The 19,343-nt window shown below is 54.7% G+C and carries 17 protein-coding genes; 12 read left to right on the forward strand and 5 right to left on the reverse strand.

The features are described 5' to 3' along the window. The 4 genes from ACMYSP_RS24155 (at position 1) to ACMYSP_RS24170 (ending at position 5,260) form a co-directional block, all read left to right on the forward strand. Positions 1-327: a YnfA family protein gene (locus tag ACMYSP_RS24155; protein ID WP_434584575.1), complete on the forward strand. Its 327-nt coding sequence runs from the start codon at positions 1-3 to the stop codon at positions 325-327. Between the two features lie 561 nt (positions 328-888). Next, a complete protein-coding gene (locus tag ACMYSP_RS24160) occupies positions 889-2,352 on the forward strand; it encodes a mannitol dehydrogenase family protein (protein WP_434584576.1) in 1,464 nt (487 codons plus the stop codon). Positions 2,353-3,067: 715 nt separating this feature from the next. Continuing rightward, a complete protein-coding gene (locus tag ACMYSP_RS24165; protein ID WP_434584577.1) occupies positions 3,068-4,402 on the forward strand; it encodes an MFS transporter in 1,335 nt (444 codons plus the stop codon). 429 nt (positions 4,403-4,831) lie between these two features. After that, on the forward strand, positions 4,832-5,260 hold the full coding sequence (locus tag ACMYSP_RS24170; RefSeq protein WP_434584578.1) for a universal stress protein: 429 nt from the start codon (positions 4,832-4,834) through the stop codon (positions 5,258-5,260). 50 nt (positions 5,261-5,310) lie between these two features. On the opposite strand, the gene ACMYSP_RS24175 is transcribed toward ACMYSP_RS24170, so the two are convergent. Together ACMYSP_RS24175 and ydfG are read right to left on the reverse strand one after the other, a co-directional pair. Beyond that, positions 5,311-5,997 carry a GntR family transcriptional regulator gene (locus ACMYSP_RS24175; RefSeq protein ID WP_434584579.1) on the reverse strand — a complete coding sequence of 229 codons (687 nt, stop codon included), beginning with the start codon at positions 5,995-5,997 and terminating at the stop codon, positions 5,311-5,313. Positions 5,998-6,089: 92 nt separating this feature from the next. Beyond that, positions 6,090-6,839, reverse strand: a complete 750-nt coding sequence (ydfG, locus tag ACMYSP_RS24180; RefSeq protein WP_434584580.1) for a bifunctional NADP-dependent 3-hydroxy acid dehydrogenase/3-hydroxypropionate dehydrogenase YdfG — start codon at positions 6,837-6,839, stop codon at positions 6,090-6,092. Between the two features lie 464 nt (positions 6,840-7,303). On the opposite strand from ydfG, the gene ACMYSP_RS24185 reads away from it, so the two are divergent. The 3 genes from ACMYSP_RS24185 (at position 7,304) to ACMYSP_RS24195 (ending at position 9,958) form a co-directional block, all read left to right on the forward strand. Next, positions 7,304-7,426 (forward strand): hypothetical protein, encoded by a 123-nt coding sequence (locus ACMYSP_RS24185; protein ID WP_255417649.1) that lies wholly within the window; start codon positions 7,304-7,306, stop codon positions 7,424-7,426. A gap of 91 nt (positions 7,427-7,517) precedes the next feature. Continuing rightward, a complete protein-coding gene (gene dcp, locus ACMYSP_RS24190; RefSeq protein ID WP_434584584.1) occupies positions 7,518-9,563 on the forward strand; it encodes a peptidyl-dipeptidase Dcp in 2,046 nt (681 codons plus the stop codon). A gap of 164 nt (positions 9,564-9,727) precedes the next feature. Beyond that, positions 9,728-9,958, forward strand: a complete 231-nt coding sequence (locus ACMYSP_RS24195) for a hypothetical protein (RefSeq protein WP_123754483.1) — start codon at positions 9,728-9,730, stop codon at positions 9,956-9,958. Between the two features lie 77 nt (positions 9,959-10,035). On the opposite strand, the gene bla is transcribed toward ACMYSP_RS24195, so the two are convergent. Beyond that, complete coding sequence (gene bla / locus ACMYSP_RS24200) at positions 10,036-10,902, reverse strand: PLA/ORN/TER family class A beta-lactamase (RefSeq protein WP_434584585.1); 867 nt, start codon at positions 10,900-10,902, stop codon at positions 10,036-10,038. 356 nt (positions 10,903-11,258) lie between these two features. Between bla and ACMYSP_RS24205 the strand changes: the two genes are divergently transcribed. Next, positions 11,259-11,519, forward strand: coding sequence for a hypothetical protein (locus tag ACMYSP_RS24205; protein ID WP_174509397.1), 261 nt, complete (start codon positions 11,259-11,261; stop codon positions 11,517-11,519). Positions 11,520-11,575: 56 nt separating this feature from the next. Here the strand turns inward: ACMYSP_RS24205 and ACMYSP_RS24210 are convergent, their stop codons facing one another. Continuing rightward, positions 11,576-12,841 (reverse strand): MFS transporter, encoded by a 1,266-nt coding sequence (locus ACMYSP_RS24210; RefSeq protein WP_434584586.1) that lies wholly within the window; start codon positions 12,839-12,841, stop codon positions 11,576-11,578. Between the two features lie 199 nt (positions 12,842-13,040). Next, positions 13,041-16,151, reverse strand: coding sequence for a beta-galactosidase (locus tag ACMYSP_RS24215; RefSeq protein ID WP_434584587.1), 3,111 nt, complete (start codon positions 16,149-16,151; stop codon positions 13,041-13,043). Between the two features lie 221 nt (positions 16,152-16,372). Here ACMYSP_RS24215 and ACMYSP_RS24220 point away from each other — a divergent pair, with 221 nt between their 5' ends. From ACMYSP_RS24220 to ACMYSP_RS24235, 4 genes are all read left to right on the forward strand, one after another. Continuing rightward, complete coding sequence (locus ACMYSP_RS24220; protein WP_434584588.1) at positions 16,373-17,437, forward strand: LacI family DNA-binding transcriptional regulator; 1,065 nt, start codon at positions 16,373-16,375, stop codon at positions 17,435-17,437. 450 nt (positions 17,438-17,887) lie between these two features. Further along, positions 17,888-18,298 carry a Spy/CpxP family protein refolding chaperone gene (locus ACMYSP_RS24225; RefSeq protein ID WP_434584589.1) on the forward strand — a complete coding sequence of 137 codons (411 nt, stop codon included), beginning with the start codon at positions 17,888-17,890 and terminating at the stop codon, positions 18,296-18,298. 79 nt (positions 18,299-18,377) lie between these two features. Next, positions 18,378-18,806, forward strand: a complete 429-nt coding sequence (locus tag ACMYSP_RS24230) for a glycine zipper 2TM domain-containing protein (protein WP_434584591.1) — start codon at positions 18,378-18,380, stop codon at positions 18,804-18,806. Between the two features lie 106 nt (positions 18,807-18,912). Next, a complete protein-coding gene (locus ACMYSP_RS24235; protein WP_434584592.1) occupies positions 18,913-19,284 on the forward strand; it encodes a TonB family protein in 372 nt (123 codons plus the stop codon). The last annotated feature ends 59 nt before the right edge of the window (positions 19,285-19,343 follow it).

Genomic DNA, 19,343 nt, shown 5'->3' on the forward strand with positions numbered 1-19,343 from the left:
ATGTTCAAAACAACACTGCTTTTCTTCGCGACGGCGATCTGTGAAATTATCGGGTGCTATTTACCCTGGCTATGGCTAAAGCGTGGCGCGACACCGCTGGTGCTGCTCCCCGCCGGCGTGGCGCTGGTGATGTTTGTCTGGCTACTGACTCTCCACCCGGCCGCCAGTGGGCGGGTATATGCCGCATATGGTGGGGTTTATGTCTGCACCGCGCTGTTGTGGCTGCGTTTTGTCGATGGCGTCAAGCTCAGCCATTATGACTGGGCAGGGGCGCTGGTGGCCCTGTGCGGCATGCTGATCATCGTCGCTGGCTGGGGACGTGCCTGACCGTCCGGTATCACCTCAACGGGCCGCTATCGCCTTAATCGGCGGCCTGTCTCTTACGCGCTGCGTTACCTACTGTTCTGCTGACTATTCATTCTCATCCCCATATTGCCGTCGGAAAATGACGGATCAGCTGCTGCGCGATCCCGGCAGGATAATGTGATCAAGCACAGCTTTTTTGTGAGTCATACTTGTATGGTAGTTAGTCTGGTGATTTAATTTTAAGCGGATATTCGTAGGGGTCAGGAAAATATGGGGCAACTCAGCCTTACTCGTCAGCGGAAGGCGCATTCGGCTGTTGTGGATGATGCCTCAAGCTGAATCAGGGTTGGCTGACAAACAGATAACAAAAATCCGCCCGATCGTTGCTGGAAAAGCCACGTGGAACCACTCGGTTTTTTCATGACGGTAGACGTATGACCCCAGAGAGTGAGCGCTAAAAATCTTCTTGTATGGTAGTTGATGAAAATCAAAGATGTCATACCAATTGCATGAGATGGTTTACCTCACAGAGGCATTCTCCTCGAGAATGGTTGATTAGTAATCATAAAAATGAGAGTCACCATGGAAAACACGCTTTTAACAGCCAAGGCAACACTTCCTTCTTACGACCGCAGCACGCTGGTGTCGCGCATCGTCCATCTGGGGTTTGGCGCGTTTCACCGCGCGCACCAGGCGGTCTATGCCGATATCCTGGCTGCGGAGCATGGCAGTGATTGGGGCTATACCGAAGTGAACCTGATTGGCGGCGAGCAGCAGATTGCCGATCTGCAGCGTCAGGATCTGATGTACACCGTTGCGGAAATGTCGGCTGATGCCTGGACCGCACGGGTGGTTGGCGTGGTTAAACAAGCGATGCACGCCGAGGTCGACGGTCTTGAAAGCGTGCTGGCGAAGCTGTGTGAACCTCAGGTGGCAATTGTCTCGCTCACCATTACCGAAAAAGGCTATTGCCACTCACCGGCCACCGGTGAACTGCAGTTAGATCATCCGCTGATTGCCGCCGATATCCGCAATCCGCATCAGCCAAAATCAGCGCCGGGTGTAGTGGTTGAAGCGCTAGCGCGCCGTAAAGCCGCTGGCTTACCGGCATTCAGCGTGATGTCCTGTGACAATATGCCGGAAAACGGCCACGTGATGCGTAATGTGGTCTGCGCGCTGGCGGGGGCCATCGACGGTGAGCTGGCGACGTGGATTACTAAAAATGTGACGTTCCCGTCTACTATGGTTGACCGTATTGTGCCGGCCGTTACTGCCGATACGCTGGATAAAATCGAACAACTGACCGGCGTGCGCGATCCTGCCGGCGTGGCGTGCGAGCCATTCCGTCAATGGGTTATTGAGGACAATTTTGTTGCCGGCCGCCCGCAGTGGGAAAAGGCGGGTGCTGAACTGGTCGCCGACGTGTTGCCTTTCGAAGAAATGAAGCTGCGTATGCTCAACGGCAGCCACTCCTTCCTGGCGTATCTCGGGTATCTGGCCGGATATCAACACATCAACGACTGCATGCAGGACCCAAATTATCGTCTTGCGGCCCGGGCGTTAATGCTCAGTGAGCAGGCACCGACACTGAAAGTTCAGGGCGTTGATCTGCAGCGCTACGCCGGGCTTCTTATCGATCGTTACACCAATCCGGCGCTGAAACACCGTACCTGGCAGATTGCCATGGACGGTAGCCAGAAACTGCCTCAGAGAATGCTGGATTCGGTTCGCTGGCACCTGGCGCAGGGCAGCGACTTTACCCTGCTGGCGATGGGCGTGGCAGGGTGGATGCGCTATGTCGGCGGTGTCGATGAGCAGGGTCAGGCGATCGAGATTTGCGATCCGCTGTTGCCGGTGATTAAGCAAGCCGTTCAGAGCAGTGTTGAAGGGCCGGAGCGGGTAAAAGCGCTGCTGGGCATCGAAGCTATCTTTGGTCGCGATTTGCCGCAGGAAGGGCGTTTTGTTGATGCGGTCACTCATGCGTGGCTGTCGCTAAAAGCGAAGGGCGCCAAAGCAACCGTCGAAGCCTGGGTTCAGGCACACTAACATTTTTTAGTCTGTGATGCCGCCGCGCCTGGCGGCATTAATCCTTTTTGGCAGTCATCCCTACGTTCGTCGCGGTTAATATACCGTTATTCTGGGCGAGTCTTGCTGTCCCTCCATTTTTTAGTCTCTATGTGTCTATCACTCGCACAGCCATCCCCAGAAGTATCCCATTGATATAATAATTTATATGAATATATTCTGGCATTAGCAGCGTTATCAATAATGCCTTATTATTTATTTCCCACTTGAAGCTTGTCTTCCTGAAGCGTCCTGACTGACCCTGTCAGCGATATTTAATTTATTCATCTTTTAAGTCACCTGATAATGTGATCGACGGCATCTTTTTTAATGATTGATCTTGTATGGTAGTAGGCTTGATGCTTTAATTTTGTTCTGGCACAGGGCGTTTATGGCTGCGCTGTAGCTGGGAATGGCCCGATCTTTGCCAGGGGGAAATGCTAAGGGACAAAAGTAAGACGCGCAATTATATTCAGGCTGATGATGTTTTCCTGCCATAACATTTACAGGGTAATAGTTGCTGGGGATGAGTGTTTTTGAATCTGATTACCGGGGTGAGGTTTAATTGAAAAGGGTAATGTGGCGTTTTTCGTACTAACGGCCTGTTATTTACTGGCGGGGGACGGGTTGCCAGAAATGGCGTCGTGGTACAAAAGCAATATTAATTTATGACTATATTTTTATAAGGCGCATACTGATGGTTAGTTCAGTCGATATTAAAAATGATGTAGATAGTAAGTCTGTTATTCGCCGTGTTGCTTCAGCATCGGCGATTGGCACTGCTGCTGAATATTATGATTTCTTTGCCTATGGTACGGCGGCGGTTCTGTTTTTTGGTCATCTGTTTTTCCCAAGTGACGATCCATTAATCAGCACACTAGCGGCTTTTGCAACCTATGCTGTCGGCTTTTTAGCCCGGCCTTTAGGCGGAATGGTCTTCGGGCATATCGGTGATAAAGTCGGGCGTAAGAAAGCGCTGGTTATAACGATATTAATTGTCGGTCTGGGAACATTTTGCATTGGGATTTTGCCTACTTACGAGAAAATCGGTATCTGGGCGCCGGCATTGCTTATCTTTATTCGTATATTGCAAGGATTTGGCGTGGGTGGTGAACAGGCCGGGGCCGTGTTGATGACGGCAGAATATGCAGAGCCTTCGCGACGCGGATTTTTTGCAAGCTGGGTCCAGATTGGTGCCCCCGTGGGTTTCCTGCTCCCGTTAGCACTGTTTACCTTGCTGAATGCAACTCTGACGCCAGAAGCAATGATGGACTACGGCTGGCGTATCCCGTTCTTGCTGAGTTTGTTATTGGTTATCGTTGGCTTGTTTATACGTCTGAAAATTGATGAGTCCCCGGTATTTGCGCAAATTCGTGAAACAAAGGCTGAAGAATCGCGTCCTTTAATTGAAGTTGTACGTGATTTCCCGGGCATTGTGGTAAAAGGCGTATGCGCGAAGCTGGTTGAGGCTTGTACCTTTGGAATGTTTACCGTAATTGTTCTGGCGTATGGCAAGGCCAATAATCTGGATGCCTCTATATTAATGGAAGCGATGATTGTCGCCGTCATTCTTGAAATTATTACCATACCTGTTATGGGCGCGTTAAGTGACAAAATTGGACGTAAGCCTGTATATATCATGGGTGCATTGATTCTCACCATTATGATTGTTCCCTTTTTCCTTGCCATCAACCATAACAGCTTTTGGATTACCCAGTTGGCTATGATTGTGGTACTGAGCCTCGGGCACAGCATGTGCTACGCCCCACAAGCATCGTTTTTCCCAGAATTATTCCCAACGCATATCCGCTGTAGCGGTATTGCCCTGATCTGGCAGATGGGTTCACTGATTGGCGGTGGTATTCTTGGTTTATTTGCGGTGAAGATACTTCAGGTTACCGGTGGGCATTATTATGGGCTGGCAACCTACGTTATCGTCCTCGGCGTCATTTCTGTCATTGGACTTTTCATGATGCCTGAAACTGCCCCTCATCGTATTAAACGTGAGTACCATCAATGGCAAAAACACTAGGCGTCTCTATGTTTTCTTCCGCTTTTACGGACGTTGCATATCGGATGGGCATCCACGCCTTCTGATTGCAGTACGAAGATGCTGGAAAGAAACGTTAACATAAGCCACATCGCCCTGGGTAGCCGCGCGTGGGATCCAGGGTGATGCGATCTGACCGCGCAGAAAATACCTCCTTATAGCTGAATGTGAGTGCTACGTATTTATGCGCACATCTCATCGTAGTCAAAAAATAATCGTAAACAGACGATCATATGATCGAGGACATTGAATATACATATCTTTAGTTATTCAGAGCTAACTATATATAACTGAGGTTTATTTTGACAATTATCTCGGCCGTTGGGTGGCTTATTTGTGCTGTGTTTAAAATAAGTGTGTCATGATGGCTGCAGTAAAAAATAAATATCCTCTGGATAAGGAGTGCCGACTATGTATAAAAGAATTTTATTACCTGTCGATGTATTTGAAATGGATTTGAGTGATAAAGCGGTTCGTCATGCAGAGTTTTTAGCGCAGAACGAAGGCGAAATTACCTTACTGAATGTGTTACCCAACAGCAGTCGTTCCATTTTGCGTGGCTTTTCTGCCGATATTAAAAAGTTCGAAGCCTTTATGGAGGAGGAGTCGCAGAAGAAAATGAAGAGCCTGACTCGTCTGTTCTCCATTCCCACTTCGCGGATCCACTCCCGGGTGGTGTTTGGCAACGTGCGTGATGAAATCGTGGCGATCGGCAATGTCGATGAGTTCGATGTGATTGTTGTAGGCTCCCGCACGCCGGGGCTGTCAACCCATCTGCTTGGCTCGAACGCCGAATCTATTCTGCGCTATGCCAGAATTCCGGTGCTGGTCGTACGTTAGGCAAAAACCAGCGGCAGCGGTGATATTGTCTCTGCTGCCGCCAGAACCGATTATTCTTCGCTAAACCAGTCGCTATTTTCCTGACGAATTAGCAGCACTGATTCGCTAATTTCATGCAGGTGGATGTTCATTGCTTTGCCTACCGCCTCGACATCATGCTTTTCCAGCGCCTCGAATATTTCATGGTGCTGGCGCAGGAGCATTTCCGGGGACGTGACATGATCGAGGCTCATATAACGCACGCGGTCAATCGTCGCTTTGATATTCTCCACCGTATCCCAGGCGAGCTGGCAATCGGCAATCGTCGACAGCTTCTGATGAAATTCATCGTCCAACTGGAAGAAATCATTTAATTGCTGCCGTTCAACGGCGATACGCTGCTGGGTAAGATTTTGCTCAAGCTGGTAGATCTGCTCGGCGGTGATCATCCCGGCGGCACGGCGTACTACCGCACACTCGATAGCCTGGCGGACGAAGCAACCGTTGCGGACCTGCGACAGTGAGATCTTATTGACGTAGCTACCGCGCTGCGGGCGAATCTGGATCAGGCCGTTTTCGGCCAGTTTGATAAAAGCCTCGCGCACCGGCTGGCGTGAAACATTAAAGCGCACAGACACTTCTTTCTCAGACAGCGGGGTTCCCGGAGGGATCAAACAATGGACGATATCACTGCGAAGGATGCGGTAAATTTGCTGGTTTACAGGCTGTGTCGGATTGAGTTGCGATTCTGCGGCCATTGATGGTTACTTTTAGTGGATTATAAGCGTTATTTTACGCGTATTTTATCGGTTAGCCCATACCCGGCCGTCAAGCGGCCGGGTGGCGAGATTTAACCTGCGCGATGTACGCTAAGACCGGCAAAGCTCTGGCTTACCGGCATCATTTCCAGGGTGTTGATGTTGACGTGCGCAGGCAGGTTTGCGACCCACCATACCGCCTCGGTGACATCTTCTGGCGTAAGCGCTTGGGTATTTTCATAAGTTTTACCGGCTTTGGCATCATCACCTTTAAAGCGCACGTTGGAAAACTCGGTGCCGCCAACCAGGCCAGGTTCAACATCGGTCACGCGGATCGCCGTGCCGTGCAGATCGGTACGCAGGTTGAGGCTGAACTGACGGACGAAGGCTTTGGTCGCCCCGTAAACGTTACCACCGGCGTAAGGCCAGCTACCGGCAGTGGAACCGATATTGATGATATGACCGCGGTTACGCTCGACCATTCCCGGCAAAACGGCACGGGTCATATAGACCAGCCCTTTGTTGTTGGTATCGATCATATCTTCCCAGTCTTCGACGCTGGCTCTGTGCGCTGGCTCTAGGCCGAGTGCCAGACCCGCGTTATTGACCAGTACATCGATGGCCTGCCACTCTGCCGGCAGCCCGGCAATCATCTCTTCGATGGCGGCGCGGTTGCGGACGTCCAGTTGCACAGGGTAAAGGCTATCGCCGAGCTCATCTTGCAACGTTTTCAGTCGCTCTTCACGACGCCCGGTGGCGATCACTTTGTGGCCGTTGGCGATAAAACGGCGAGTCATACTTTCACCAAAACCTGCGGTTGCACCGGTAACCAGAATAATCATTATCGCTCCTGTCAATTTCTCATTAAGCCCTGAACCACACGCACAGCGGAAGAGGGCTGGCAATATCATCTTACTTAATGTTTTTCATTACATTTATCCCCGGAATGATCTAACCGTACAAGGTCGTTATCCGGAAAAAAATTAAGTAATGATGATAGATCCTGTGCCTAAGCACTGTAGCGACAAAAGAAAACCGCGTCTACCTTCAGCGCGCGAGCAATACGTTTTCAAAACAGGGCATTGCGATAGCGCCAAAAGGTGGATAAAGCCCACGCCAGAGGGCTATTTTCGGGTGAATTTGTCGAAAAATAAACTGAGCGGTATCCATGGCATCAATTGATCATCGCGGTATTTTGCCGGTTGTTATTCTGCGCGCCGCGCCCGCTGGGCTGCCATTTTTGATGGGGATTCCCTATTGCACCTGCCCGCTGCGGTGGGGCTTTTGATGAAAGGAGATTGAACAGATGAATGAATGGGATGAAGAAGAGAGCATTGCGACTCATGCGACCATAACCCGTACCGGACTCGATATTCTTGGCGTCACCGGTGCGGTGATGATCGCTTTTGTGCTCTATTTTGTGCTCTGAATCTGCACTGACCGCCTGAACGTCGGGAAATCATTGCGGTTAATCAACACGTTGCCTAATCTAACTGGATAACCGAGTCCAGGAGATGAGAATGGCCGAAAACAACCCTTTCTTGAGCATGAGCCTGCTGCCTTATCAGGCGCCGCGTTTTGATCTGATTGACGATACGCACTATCGTCCGGCCTTTGATGAAGGGGTTCGGCGTCAGCGCGATGAGATTGCCGCGATTGTGAATAATCCCGCACCGGCAGATTTCGCCAACACGCTGGTGGCGCTTGAGCAAAGCGGGCAGTTGCTGACGCGCGTCACCCGGGTCTTTTTTGCCATGGCCGGAGCGCATACCAACCCGACGCTGCAGGCGCTTGATGAGCAGTTTTCCGCTGAACTGGCCGGGCTGGGCAACGATATCTGGCTGAACGATGCGCTGTTCCAGCGTGTACAGCAGGTTTGGCTGCAACGCGATACCCTGAGCCTCGATGACGAATCCCGGCGGCTGCTGGAGGTGACGTGGCAACGCTTTACCCTGGCGGGCGCGACGCTGGCACCCGAGCAAAAAACCGCGCTGCGCGCCCTGAATACCGAGGCCGCGGCGCTGCAAAGCCAGTTCCAGCAGCGGCTGTTAGCGGCGGTGAAATCCGGCGGTCTGGTGCTGGATGACCGCCATCAGTTAGCGGGACTTAGCGACGATGAGATCGCCGAAGCCGCCGAGGCTGCGCGCGATAAAGGATTAAACGACCGCTGGCTGCTGCCGTTGGTAAATACCACCCAGCAACCGGCGCTGCTGGCGTTACGCGAGCGCCAGACCCGTGAAAAGCTGTTTGCCGCCGGCTGGCAGCGTAACCAGAAGGGCGATGCTAATGATACCCGCGAACTGGTACTGCGTCTGGCGGAGATCCGCGCGCGCAAAGCCGAACTGCTGGGCGTGACGGATTATGCCAGCTGGTCGATGGCCGATCAGATGGCGGGGACGCCGGAGGCCGCATTGGCCTTTATGCGCCGGATAGCCCCGGCCGCGCGGGCAAGAGCGGAACAGGAGCTGGCAGATATCCAGCAGGTCATTGACCATCAGGGAGGCGGTTTTACCGCCGAGGCATGGGACTGGCATTACTACGCCGAGCAGGTGCGCCGCGCCCGCTTTGCCATCGATGAGTCACAGCTAAAACCCTATTTTGCGCTCGACCGCATCCTGCAGGACGGCGTGTTCTGGACCGCTTCGCAGCTGTTCGGCCTGCGCTTCGTCGAACGTTTTGATATCCCGGTGTATCACCCGGATGTGCGGGTCTGGGAAATCTTTGATGCCAACGGCGAAGGAATTGCACTGTTCTACGGCGACTATTTTTCGCGAGATTCGAAAAGCGGCGGGGCGTGGATGGACGTTTTCGTCGAACAATCGACGCTGTTGGCCCAGCACCCGGTGATCTACAACGTTTGCAACTATCAGAAGCCCAAGGCCGGCCACAGTGCGCTGCTGTCATGGGATGATGTCATCACCTTGTTCCATGAGTTCGGCCACGCGCTGCACGGGCTGTTTGCCAGCCAGCGTTACGCCAGTCTGTCGGGCACCAATACGCCTCGCGATTTTGTCGAGTTTCCGTCGCAGATCTTTGAGCACTGGGCCAGCGAGCCGCAGGTGTTCGCCCGCTATGCGCGGCATTACCAGACCGGCGAGGCGATGCCGGATGCGCTGCGGGAAAGCATGCTGCGGGCCGCGAAGTTTAACAAAGGCTATGACATGAGCGAGCTGCTGGCGGCGGCGCTGCTGGATATGCACTGGCATCGCCTCACGTCGGCGGATCTGCCGCTGGATGTCGATGCCTTCGAAGCGCAGGCATTAGGCGAGGAACATATGGACCTTGCGGCGGTGCCACCGCGCTATCGCAGCAGTTATTTCTCGCATATCTTCGGCGGCGGCTACGCGGCAGGCTATTACGCCTATCTGTGGACCCAGATGCTGGCCGACGACGGCTATCAGTGGTTTGTGGAGCAGGGTGGTTTAACCCGCGAAAACGGTCAGCGCTTCCGCGAAGCAATTCTGTCCCGCGGCAACAGCACTGATTTAGCTGAACTTTATCGCCAGTGGCGCGGGCACGACCCTAAGATTGAGCCGATGCTGGAGAACCGCGGGTTGAGCGCGTAAACCGTCATCTGAACAGGTCACCGGCGAGAAATAGCGGGGGCCTGGCTGTTTTGCGGATTATGAAAAGTTAACTCTTTGTAATTAATATTTTTTTAGCTGTTTATTTTCGCCCGTTTAGACCAGAATATGGCCTTCGACAATGAAATGGCTGAGAAGGAACCGAGATGTTAGATAAATACTTTCAGTTAGATGGTGATAGCGGCGATACGGCTATCGAAAAGCATAAGCGTCTTCTTGCTGTTCAGGCCGCATTGGAGATTTCGAAAGCAGCGGTCTCTTCGTCGACCGCTAATTCCGGTATTCGTAGCCAGATGGATTTACGCAACGTGGCGCAGGAAGTCGCTTCGCTGGCGGACGCCATCCAGGATGCCCTTGAAGGTTACGAGGAAGACTAACCTCGCCGCAGCTGACCGGACTGGCCTCGCATCGCGAGGCTTTTTTATGCCCGGACCACCTGCGGTCTGGCTAGCCGCTACGGCGTTGCCGACCAGTTCTCGACCAGCGTGGCGCCAATCTCCGCAATTTGCTGATTGCGCGCCGCCATGGTGGCGTCGGTGTCGGTGAGGTAAATCACCACGATACGTGACGGTTTCCCGTCCGGGCCGAGGGCGGCGATAATGCCGCGTGAACCGCGCTGTCCGGCCCCGGTTTTATCGGCGATAAACCAGCCAGACGGCAGCGCCGCGCGCAGCAGAGGGCCAGCGACCTGGTCATCGACCATCCAGCGTTGCAACTGCTGTCGCGACGTGGCGGAAAGCACGCTGCCGGTTAACAGATGGCGCAGGGTGGTGGCCATCGCCTGTGGGGTGGTGGTATCGCGCACGTCGCCCGGCACGGCGGCGTTAAGCTCCGGCTCCCAACGGTCGAGCCGTGACGTTTGATCGCCGCTGCGGCGTAGAAACGCGGTTAAGCCCTGCGGGCCGCCGACGGCGGTCAGCAGCAGGTTTGCTGCGGTGTTGTCGCTCAGGGTAATAGCGGCGGCACAGAGTTCACCCACGGTAAGTCCATCGTCGAGGTGCTTTTCCGTTTGCGGTGAATATTCCACCAGATCCTGCTGGCGGTAGTGGATCCGGCGATCGAGCTGTTCCTCGCCGCGGTCGACCCGTGCCAGCACTGCACCACAGAGCAACACTTTAAAAGTGCTCATCATCGGAAAGCGTTGATCCGCACGGTAGCCCGCCAGTAAACGTCCGGTGGACAAATCCAGCTCAGCATAGCCAACCCGGCCCTGCAGTTGGCTTTCGGCGGTTTTAACGCGGCTGATGGTGGACTCGTGGGCCCAGGCAGGCAGGGCCAGCGCGGCGAGTAACGGGAGCAGGGCAAAGCGACTATGGCGCATCTTGGGGGATTTCCTTGGGTCTTATTGTGAGGGTTCGCTGAGGCTGAAGTGGCTGCGGCAGGGCAACGGAAATCATGATAAATAAGACTTATGAAGATTCACAATTTCTCTTTTTTCCTTCATCATTCGCCAGCTTTTACCAGCAATAATTAAGGCTTAGCTCAGTATCACTTACCTGAGTAAACGCCTGGGGGTTTACGGCCTTGCCGCCTGGAAGCACTCGAATGATTTAAGGTATAAAAAGCACTTTTTTATTTCAGGCTGGTATGAACTATAAGAATATACTGAAGGTAGCGTAAATGTTCTACGATGTCGGTAATCACACATTACTTATTGACCCATCCAGGAGGAACATGGTGGACCCGTTAATTAAGGTCATGCTGGTGGGGGGAAGGGCTGATGGCCTGCTGGTCAGCGTCGCCGATAATGCGACAGAGCTGTCCGTTACCGCTGCGCAGTATGGTGCAAAATCCGGGCAGCCGCTGAGCTATCGGATCGTATCGCAAACGATTGATGACGAACGCTACTTTTTTGGTGTGTTCAGTGAGTCCCACGATGACGCTGACAAGCTCAAACGAGTGGCGCTGAGCAGAGGCATGAAAAAGTCTCTTTGCTGAACCCGGCTGGGCCAATCGGTCGGCCCGTTAATCGCAACGGGCCGCCGGTCTGCGACCTACGCCGCGTTGTTATAGCCGGTAGCAGGCAGCAGGGTTTTACTGCCTTTCAGGGTGAACAGCGAGAGCACCGTGAACCCTAACGTAATCGACCCCAGAATCAGGTATGCCTGATGGAATCCGACGGTATCGTACATCCGGCCCACCCACGCAGACAGCACCACGCCAGAGAGCTGCTTCGATAAGTTAAAGCCAATCAGGAACAGGGTGGCGGACAGTTTCGGGTTAAAGGCTGACGAGATATATTTAAAGGTCCCGACCAGCAGGAACGGTACTTCAAACATATGCAGCATTTTTAATATCACCACTTCGACCGCCGAGGTGGCAAACGACGATCCGAGAATGCGCACCGACATGATAATCCCGGCGGTCAGCAGCGCGTTTTTCGCCCCGATGCGGTTTACGATAGCGGGGGCGCAAAACATAATCAGCGCATTCAGTAATTCTCCACCGGTGGTGACAAAGCCAAACACTTCGGTGCCGCGCTGTGGGTCGGCGAAAAAACCTTTAAAGAAGTTGGCAAACTGCTGGTCGAAGACGTCATAGACGCTGGCAACACCCACCACGTAGATAATAAACCCCCAGAAACGCGGCATCCGCAGCAGTTCTGCCGCGACGCGCAGGGAAAAGGCCTGACGGTTGGCACCTAAGGCATCCATTACCTGGGCGCTGTTGCTGCTTTCCGGACGGGAAAACCACAGTAATACCCCCAGTATCAGCGCAAAGCCGGAGGCAATCCAGAAGGTGATATTGGGATCGATGCCGAACAGGATGCCGGTGATGGAAGCGCAAAGCGCCCAGCCGACGCAGCCGGCAACCCGCACCTTGCCGTATTCAAAGCGGTTGGCACGACTGACGCGCTCGATATAGGCCTCCACCGCACCGGAACCGCTGGAGAAAACAATCCCCAGATAAAGTCCGCCCACCAGCGATCCGGCGATAATATTCATCTGCAGCAGCGGCGAGAACACAAAGATAAAGAACGGCGCGAACAGAATTAATAATACCGTGATGGTCCACAGCAGGTGTTTACGCAGGCCGAGCTTGTCAGAAATCAGGCCAAATATCGGTTGGCAGATAATGGCGAACAGCGAAATAGAGGAGAAGACGATCCCGGTTTCGGTCTTGGTTAAATGGTTAACGTCCGCCAGCCATACCGGGAAAAAGGGAAAATAGGCCGACATAATGAAGTAGTAAAAGAAAAAGAACAGCAGGAAATAGATATAATTATGCCGTTCTCGTGGCGCCAGTTCAGAGAATTTCATAGAGATGTTCCGTTGTTATTATACTCGTCACCATCATTCCAGTTACTGCGCCGTTAGCGGCGTGCCGCTTCGTACAGTAACCCATCCGTCCCTGAGCTTCATCTCGTATGAGACTTCGCTGATTTCCGCCTAAAACCATCCTGAATGATGCCGGTATCACTGTTTTTATTATGAGGGGCCGCAGCCCCCCGTTATCGTTTTACTGGAAATAAATCGTTAGCTGATACTGCCATTGTGTCTCGAGCAGCAGCCACTGCTGCAGCACGCTCGGTGTCCAGGAATCATCCCCACCGACGCCCATATGCTGGCCGTCCAGGGTGATCCAGACGCCGCTTTCTGGCGTCATCCGGTGCCAGTGGTCGGTCTCCATTAACTGGGTGGTGCTGTAAGGCTGAACCGAGAAGTGGAAGCGCTTGCCCGCAACGTGCCAGCGTCCCCAGTCCAGGGCCTTGTTGTCACAGCGCAGGCCGTTCTCCGTCGGGAAGATGTACGGCGTGCTCATCTCCTCCAGCGGAAGCTGCCAGCGGGCGAAGCAGGCGCTGCTTTTACGGTCCGGGTAGTTTTCATGCGGCCCATAGCCGAGCCATGAAACCGGCGTTTGTTGGTCGGCGACCTGGAAATGCAGACCTACGCGCGGCAGCGGCGGCAGAGTACCAGCGCGCTCGCCACTCACCGCCAGCTGCAGCTGGCCGGTGCTGTCGAAGCTCATACGCCACTGGCTGACGATGACCACTTCGTCTCCGCGCAGATAGTGCCAGCGGCTGTCGACGATGATCTCGTGATCCAGACGTTGTGCCTCGCAGTGCACGCAGCGTCTTTCCAGCTGGTAAAGACCGGCGCTTTTCCAGCGCTCAACCCAGGCGTTAGGATCGATGCGTTCCACTTCGCTGACGCCAATGTCATTGTCCAGCGGGGCACGGACGAACTGATCGCACAGCGGCGTCAGCAACTGCTCTTTGCCCTCGACCAGCCAGTGGCTTAACAGACCGCTCTGGCGATCGATAACCCATTGCCGTGAGCCGTAGCTGACGGTAAAGGTCTGGTCAGCAATGGCCAGCTCAGGCGCCGGGCCGTCGGCGGTTGGCGCGGGTAAAGCCAGCGGTGCGGCGAGAGCGAACTGCCCCCAGGCCACCCGGTGTCCGGCGTCAGACCAGGCGGTCGCCTGCGGCTGGCACACTTCGAGCATCAGCCACACCTCTTTCGCACCAGTCGGTAGCGTCAGTTGCTCACAGAGAGTGAGTTCGCCGTGGGCCTGCGGGGCAAGGTTCAGGGCGAGGATTCCGCTGGCAACGGTTTCGCCAGCGCATTGCACCTGCCAGTGCAGCTGTTCATTGTCCGTCGTGCGGAACAGGTATTCGCTCTCCACGCTGATCCGCAGCGGAGATTGTTCCAGCACAGCGAACTGGAAATATTGCTGGGCATGCTTTGCTTCAATCAGCGAAGGGTGCGGACGGCGGTCCGGGAAGACCAGCCCGTTCATGCAGAACTGGCGATCGTTGGGTTTATCGCCAAAATCACCGCCGTAGGCCCAGCCGGTGGTGCCGTCATCGAAGGTTTTTTCGATCGCCTGATCGGCCCAGTCCCAGATAAAACCGCCCTGCAGGCGCGGATAGTCCCGGAAGGCCTGCCAGTAATCGGCGAAGTTACCGAGGCTGTTGCCCATGGCGTGCGCATATTCGCAGAGGATCAGCGGGCGCTGTTCGCCGGGCAGGCTGATCCACTTTTTAATGCCCCATTTCGGCACCGCCGGGATCGGCTGGTCATACTCAACGCGGGCGTACATCGGGCAGATGATATCGGTGGTGGTGCTGTCGGCACCGCCGCCTTCGTACTGCACCGGGCGCGTCGGATCCTGGCGCTTTAGCCAGTGGTACATCGCTTCATGGTTTGACCCGCCGCCGGATTCATTGCCCAGCGACCAGATAATGATCGACGGATGATTGCGGTTGCATTGCAGCATCCGGCTGACGCGGGCGCTGAAGGCCGGGAGCCACGCCGGGTCGTCGGAGAGGCGGTTCATCGGCACCATGCCGTGGGTTTCGATATTGGCTTCATCGACCACGTACAGACCGTAGCGGTTGCACAGCTCATACCAGCGCGAGGCGTTGGGATAATGTGAGCAACGTACGGCGTTAAAGTTATTCTGCTTCATCAGCAGAATGTCCTGCAGCATATCCGCTTCGGTGACCACCTGGCCGCGCTGGTGGTGATGCTCATGGCGGTTGACCCCGCGGATCAGCAGCGGTTTGCCGTTCAGCAGTAACAGGCCGTTGTTAATCTCCACCCGGCGAAAACCGATATCCCAGGCTTCGGCTTCCAGCAGGGCATCGCCGCGCCACAGCGCCACCACCGCGCGATAGCAGTGCGGCGTTTCGGCGCTCCACAGGGCCGGGCGATCGACCGGCAGGCGCAGTCGGGCGCGTTCAGCATAATTGCCGCGCTCATCAATCACCTGTGAACCCGGCTGCTGGCGCACGCTGGCAACCAGCTGCTCGCCATCCCACAGGCTGACCTCGGCCACCAGTTCGTCCAGGGTGCCGGCAGGCGCGCTCATGGTCAGGTTCACCAGCAGCTCCCCCTCGCGGTACAGGGCATCCAGTTGCGGGGTGAGCTGGACGTCGCTCAAATGCTGCTGCGGTTTGTTCAGCAGCCAGACCGAGCGGAAGATCCCGCTCATTCGCCACATATCCTGGTCTTCCAGCCAGGTTCCGGCGCTCCAGCGCACAACCATTACGCACAGACGGTTATTGCCTGTTTTCAGATAAGGAGTCAGGTCGAATGCGGCAGGCAGACGGCTGTCCTGGGAGTAGCCCACCCATTCGCCGTTGCACCACAGGTGAAAGGCCGAGTTCACGCCGTCGAAAATCACCTGGGTCTGACCTTCGGCCTGCCACTGCGGGTCGAGGGTAAAATTCAGGGAGTAGCAGCCGGTTGGGTTCTCTTCCGGGACCCGCGGCGGGGTGGTGTCGATAGGGTAGCGAACGTTGGTGTAGATCGGCGCGTCGTAGCCCTCCATCTGCCAGTTTGACGGCACCGGCGTACTGCGGCTATCCGCCAGATCCTGCTCGATCCACTGAGGATCGACAGCGAACGGGCTATGGGAGTAGGAGAACTGCCACTGACCATCGAGCAGACGACGGCGCCCGGAGGCGCGGTTATCCCGCGCATCGGCAACCGTACGCCAGCTGGCAAAAGTCGGGTGGGCCGTTAAGCGATTCAGGTGGGTGATGGTCTGGTTTTGCCAGTCTTCGCGGGCCAGTACGTCGTGAAACGTCAATGAGCGAACCGCGGTTGAGTCATATTGTTGCATACGCATACCTGACGGATAAGTGAGAGAAATGTCATTCGCTAGACAAGATGATGTCGTTATCAGATATTTTTCCTGGTGCCGCAATATTGGCGAAAACGAAACCGACCTTCGATCACGAAACACCCAAAAAAGCGCAGATTTTTGTCGTCAATAAGACATAAAATGTTAGCGGAAGACATTTGAATCAATAACCCCTCAACCTGGCCTGAAAGGAGACCACCATGCAGCGGCGTACGGCAACGTTAGAGGATGTGGCGAGTGAAGCCGGCGTGTCGCAGCAGACCGTCTCCCGGGTGCTGAATAATCCGCAGATTGTCTCCGCACGGACCCGGGAAAAGGTCGTCCGCGCGATGCAGGCGCTACACTATGTGCCCAACCGTTCGGCGCAGCTGCTGGCGGGGAAAGCGGCACCTTCCATCGGGCTGATTACCGCGTCATTGACGCTGCATGCGCCTTCGCAAATCGCGGCGGCGGTGAAAAATCACGCGGGCGTTCATCAGCTTGAAGTCTCGATTGCTATGCCGGAGCGCAGCGATTACGCCTCCTTGCAGGCGCGGCTGGATGAGTTTCGTGCGCAGCATATTCGCGGGGCGATAGTCAGCCTGCCGCTGGAGAGCAGCACGGCGGAGCGGCTGGTGAAGGAAAATCCCGATATTGCCTGCCTGTTTCTCGATGTTTCGCCGGAAACGGAGGTGTCCTGCGTACGCTTTGATCATCGCGACGGTTGCGGCGCCTGCGTCCGGCACCTTTGGGAGCTGGGGCACCGGGAGTTTGGCCTGCTCGCCGGCCCGGAAAGTTCGATCTCTGCGCGCATGCGCCTTGGTAGCTGGCGCGAGGCGCTGCATCGCCAGGGCGTCAGCCAGGCCCAGACCGTATTCGGCGACTGGAGCGCCGCCAGCGGCTGGCACAAAACCTTTGAACTGCTCCATCTCCAGCCGCGTATTAGTGCGATTGTGGTGGCCAACGACCAGATGGCCTTAGGAGTGCTGAGCGCTCTGGCGCAGCTCAACCGTAGCGGCAGCCGCGCGGTGTCGGTCACCGGCTATGACGACACTGCCGATAGCCTCTATTTTCAGCCGCCCCTGACCACCGTTGCCCAGGACTTCGATCTGCTGGGCAAAAGGGCGGTAGAACAACTGGTCCAGCTGATGGTGACCCCGCAGATGCGGATCCGTGAACTGCTGCCCACCCGGCTGATCGTCCGCCAGTCTACCTGGCCGTTCGACAGCGAACATCAACAGGAGCAGTGGGTCGCTCAGCTTAAAGCGCTGGTTGAGAAGCTGTAGGCGGCATTGGTTTACCCTTCATTGAAGATGGATGTGCTAGCGTAGCCGCAGTCATAAAGGGAGATGGACATCGCCTTTATGTAAAATGTAAAACACAATCTATCCATGCAAGCATTGATTCACCGCCAGACCTCTGGCGGTTTTTTTTTGCCGGTCCGCAGGAAAACCCCGTCTGATATTTTATTTAATTCTGTCTGCTGAGCGTACTTTGCGCGGTTAACAGCATAAACATGCTGTTTTTATGGTGGGTGGTGTCAAAACCTTCCCGGGCGAGAGTTTTTGACCCAGCATAAAATACTGATGGCAGAGGAGGAATTTGGCTGGCAATGAGGATTGCGGTAGTCGCCACGGCAAATTGTCCAAATTTAAATTTAACCCTTTGTTACAGATGGGATTTATTTGGAGATCAATACTTAAGACTCTGATTATGGATATTAAGGATAATTGATTGTGAATAAACTCTTCCGTAACACCCTGATTGCTGTCGCGCTGAGCGCGGGTTTCTCTGTCGCTGCACAAGCGGCTAGCACCACTGATGTTCCGCCGGTATCTCAGGATCCTGTGGTACAACATCTGAAGCTGAGCAACGAGCAGGTGAGCAAAATTCAGACCCTGCGCAGCGAATTCGAGACCAACGTTAACAATATCAAAATCGACGGTTTCAAAGACGGCGCCCTGGTAGATGTTATCCATTCCGGCAAATGGGATGATGCGAAAGTGAAGCAGCAGCTGGCGGCCTTTGGGCAGTTAGATCAGCAAGTGCGCTACTACCGCGTGAAATACTATTTTGGCGTGAACCAGGTGCTGACGCCTGAACAGCGCACTCAGGTGAAAAACGATCTTGTTGACGCCCTGAACTGATTTCCAGCCCCGCCAGCAATGGCGGGGTTACCCTGCCGCATGCGCTCATCGCCCGCGCGAAAACCTAAAATGAGACATTATGAAGAGACTTGCATTCATCGCTCTCAGCTTCCTCGCATTGACCAGCCTGTCTGCGGTTGCCGGTACCAAAACCGTGGTGGACTATGGTGTGGTACAGCAAAGCCAGATCATCAGTAATCAGACCCACTCACGGCCGCTGCGCACCCTTGCTGCCGGTGCCGTCGGGGGCGTAATTGGACACCAGTTTGGTAATGGTAAAGGACAGACCGCCATGACCGTAGCCGGCGCCGCCGCCGGAGCCAGTGCTTCTCACTATCGCCAGTCACAGCGCCAGGCCATGCAGGAAGTCCAGTTGACCATCAAGACCCAGTCTGGTCAGATAATCCAGGTGCTCCAGCAGTACGATGGCCGGATGAGCTTTAACCAGGGCGACAAGGTTCGCATCCTGACCTCCGGTTCGAACACCAGCGTGGATAAAGCCGTCTGATGCTGACCTGACCGCCTGCGAATAACGCAAGCGGTCTTCCGTTGTGCTATCTCTACGTGTTACCTCTTCCCGAAGCGGGAATAAATCATCATCAAGCCGGAATTCCGTGATAGTATTGATAATTATTATCAATATGGATGTGATGATGAAACGCAAATATGCGCTACTTTTAGCCGCCGGTATTCTGTTGTCGGCCTGCAGCAGTCAGGTCAAACAAAACGAGCCAAAGCAGCTTCACCTTGTCCAGCCAGACTATCCCTACTATGCAGCGGCCAATAATATTCGCGGTGAAGTGAAGATTCGCTTTGATGTGGGCGCCGACGGGAAAGTCGAAAAGTTATGGATCCTGTCGTCTGAACCACAGCACCTGTTTGATGACGTGGTGATTCGCGCGGTGGCAAAATGGCGTTTCGAACCTAACAAACCCTTTAAAAACATGACTAAAACCATTCGCTTTAAGACGCGGCCCTCGGTGTAGTGGCGACCTGAGGCATTAGCCGGGAATGTCTGCCGGGCTATCGCGAATCCCATTTCTTG

Source organism: Klebsiella sp. R390, assembly GCF_051131745.1.
Classification (GTDB): domain Bacteria; phylum Pseudomonadota; class Gammaproteobacteria; order Enterobacterales; family Enterobacteriaceae; genus Klebsiella.

What these genes read in the sequence shown, in the direction of transcription:
- ACMYSP_RS24155 (WP_434584575.1), top strand. Translation starts at nt 1, where the DNA reads ATGTTCAAAACAACACTGCTTTTCTTCGCGACGGCGATCTGTGAAATT.
- ACMYSP_RS24160 (WP_434584576.1), top strand. Translation starts at nt 889, where the DNA reads ATGGAAAACACGCTTTTAACAGCCAAGGCAACACTTCCTTCTTACGAC.
- ACMYSP_RS24165 (WP_434584577.1), top strand. Translation starts at nt 3,068, where the DNA reads ATGGTTAGTTCAGTCGATATTAAAAATGATGTAGATAGTAAGTCTGTT.
- ACMYSP_RS24170 (WP_434584578.1), top strand. Translation starts at nt 4,832, where the DNA reads ATGTATAAAAGAATTTTATTACCTGTCGATGTATTTGAAATGGATTTG.
- ACMYSP_RS24175 (WP_434584579.1), bottom strand. Translation starts at nt 5,997, where the DNA reads ATGGCCGCAGAATCGCAACTCAATCCGACACAGCCTGTAAACCAGCAA.
- ydfG (WP_434584580.1), bottom strand. Translation starts at nt 6,839, where the DNA reads ATGATTATTCTGGTTACCGGTGCAACCGCAGGTTTTGGTGAAAGTATG.
- ACMYSP_RS24185 (WP_255417649.1), top strand. Translation starts at nt 7,304, where the DNA reads ATGAATGAATGGGATGAAGAAGAGAGCATTGCGACTCATGCGACCATA.
- dcp (WP_434584584.1), top strand. Translation starts at nt 7,518, where the DNA reads ATGGCCGAAAACAACCCTTTCTTGAGCATGAGCCTGCTGCCTTATCAG.
- ACMYSP_RS24195 (WP_123754483.1), top strand. Translation starts at nt 9,728, where the DNA reads ATGTTAGATAAATACTTTCAGTTAGATGGTGATAGCGGCGATACGGCT.
- bla (WP_434584585.1), bottom strand. Translation starts at nt 10,902, where the DNA reads ATGCGCCATAGTCGCTTTGCCCTGCTCCCGTTACTCGCCGCGCTGGCC.
- ACMYSP_RS24210 (WP_434584586.1), bottom strand. Translation starts at nt 12,841, where the DNA reads ATGAAATTCTCTGAACTGGCGCCACGAGAACGGCATAATTATATCTAT.
- ACMYSP_RS24215 (WP_434584587.1), bottom strand. Translation starts at nt 16,151, where the DNA reads ATGCAACAATATGACTCAACCGCGGTTCGCTCATTGACGTTTCACGAC.
- ACMYSP_RS24220 (WP_434584588.1), top strand. Translation starts at nt 16,373, where the DNA reads ATGCAGCGGCGTACGGCAACGTTAGAGGATGTGGCGAGTGAAGCCGGC.
- ACMYSP_RS24230 (WP_434584591.1), top strand. Translation starts at nt 18,378, where the DNA reads ATGAAGAGACTTGCATTCATCGCTCTCAGCTTCCTCGCATTGACCAGC.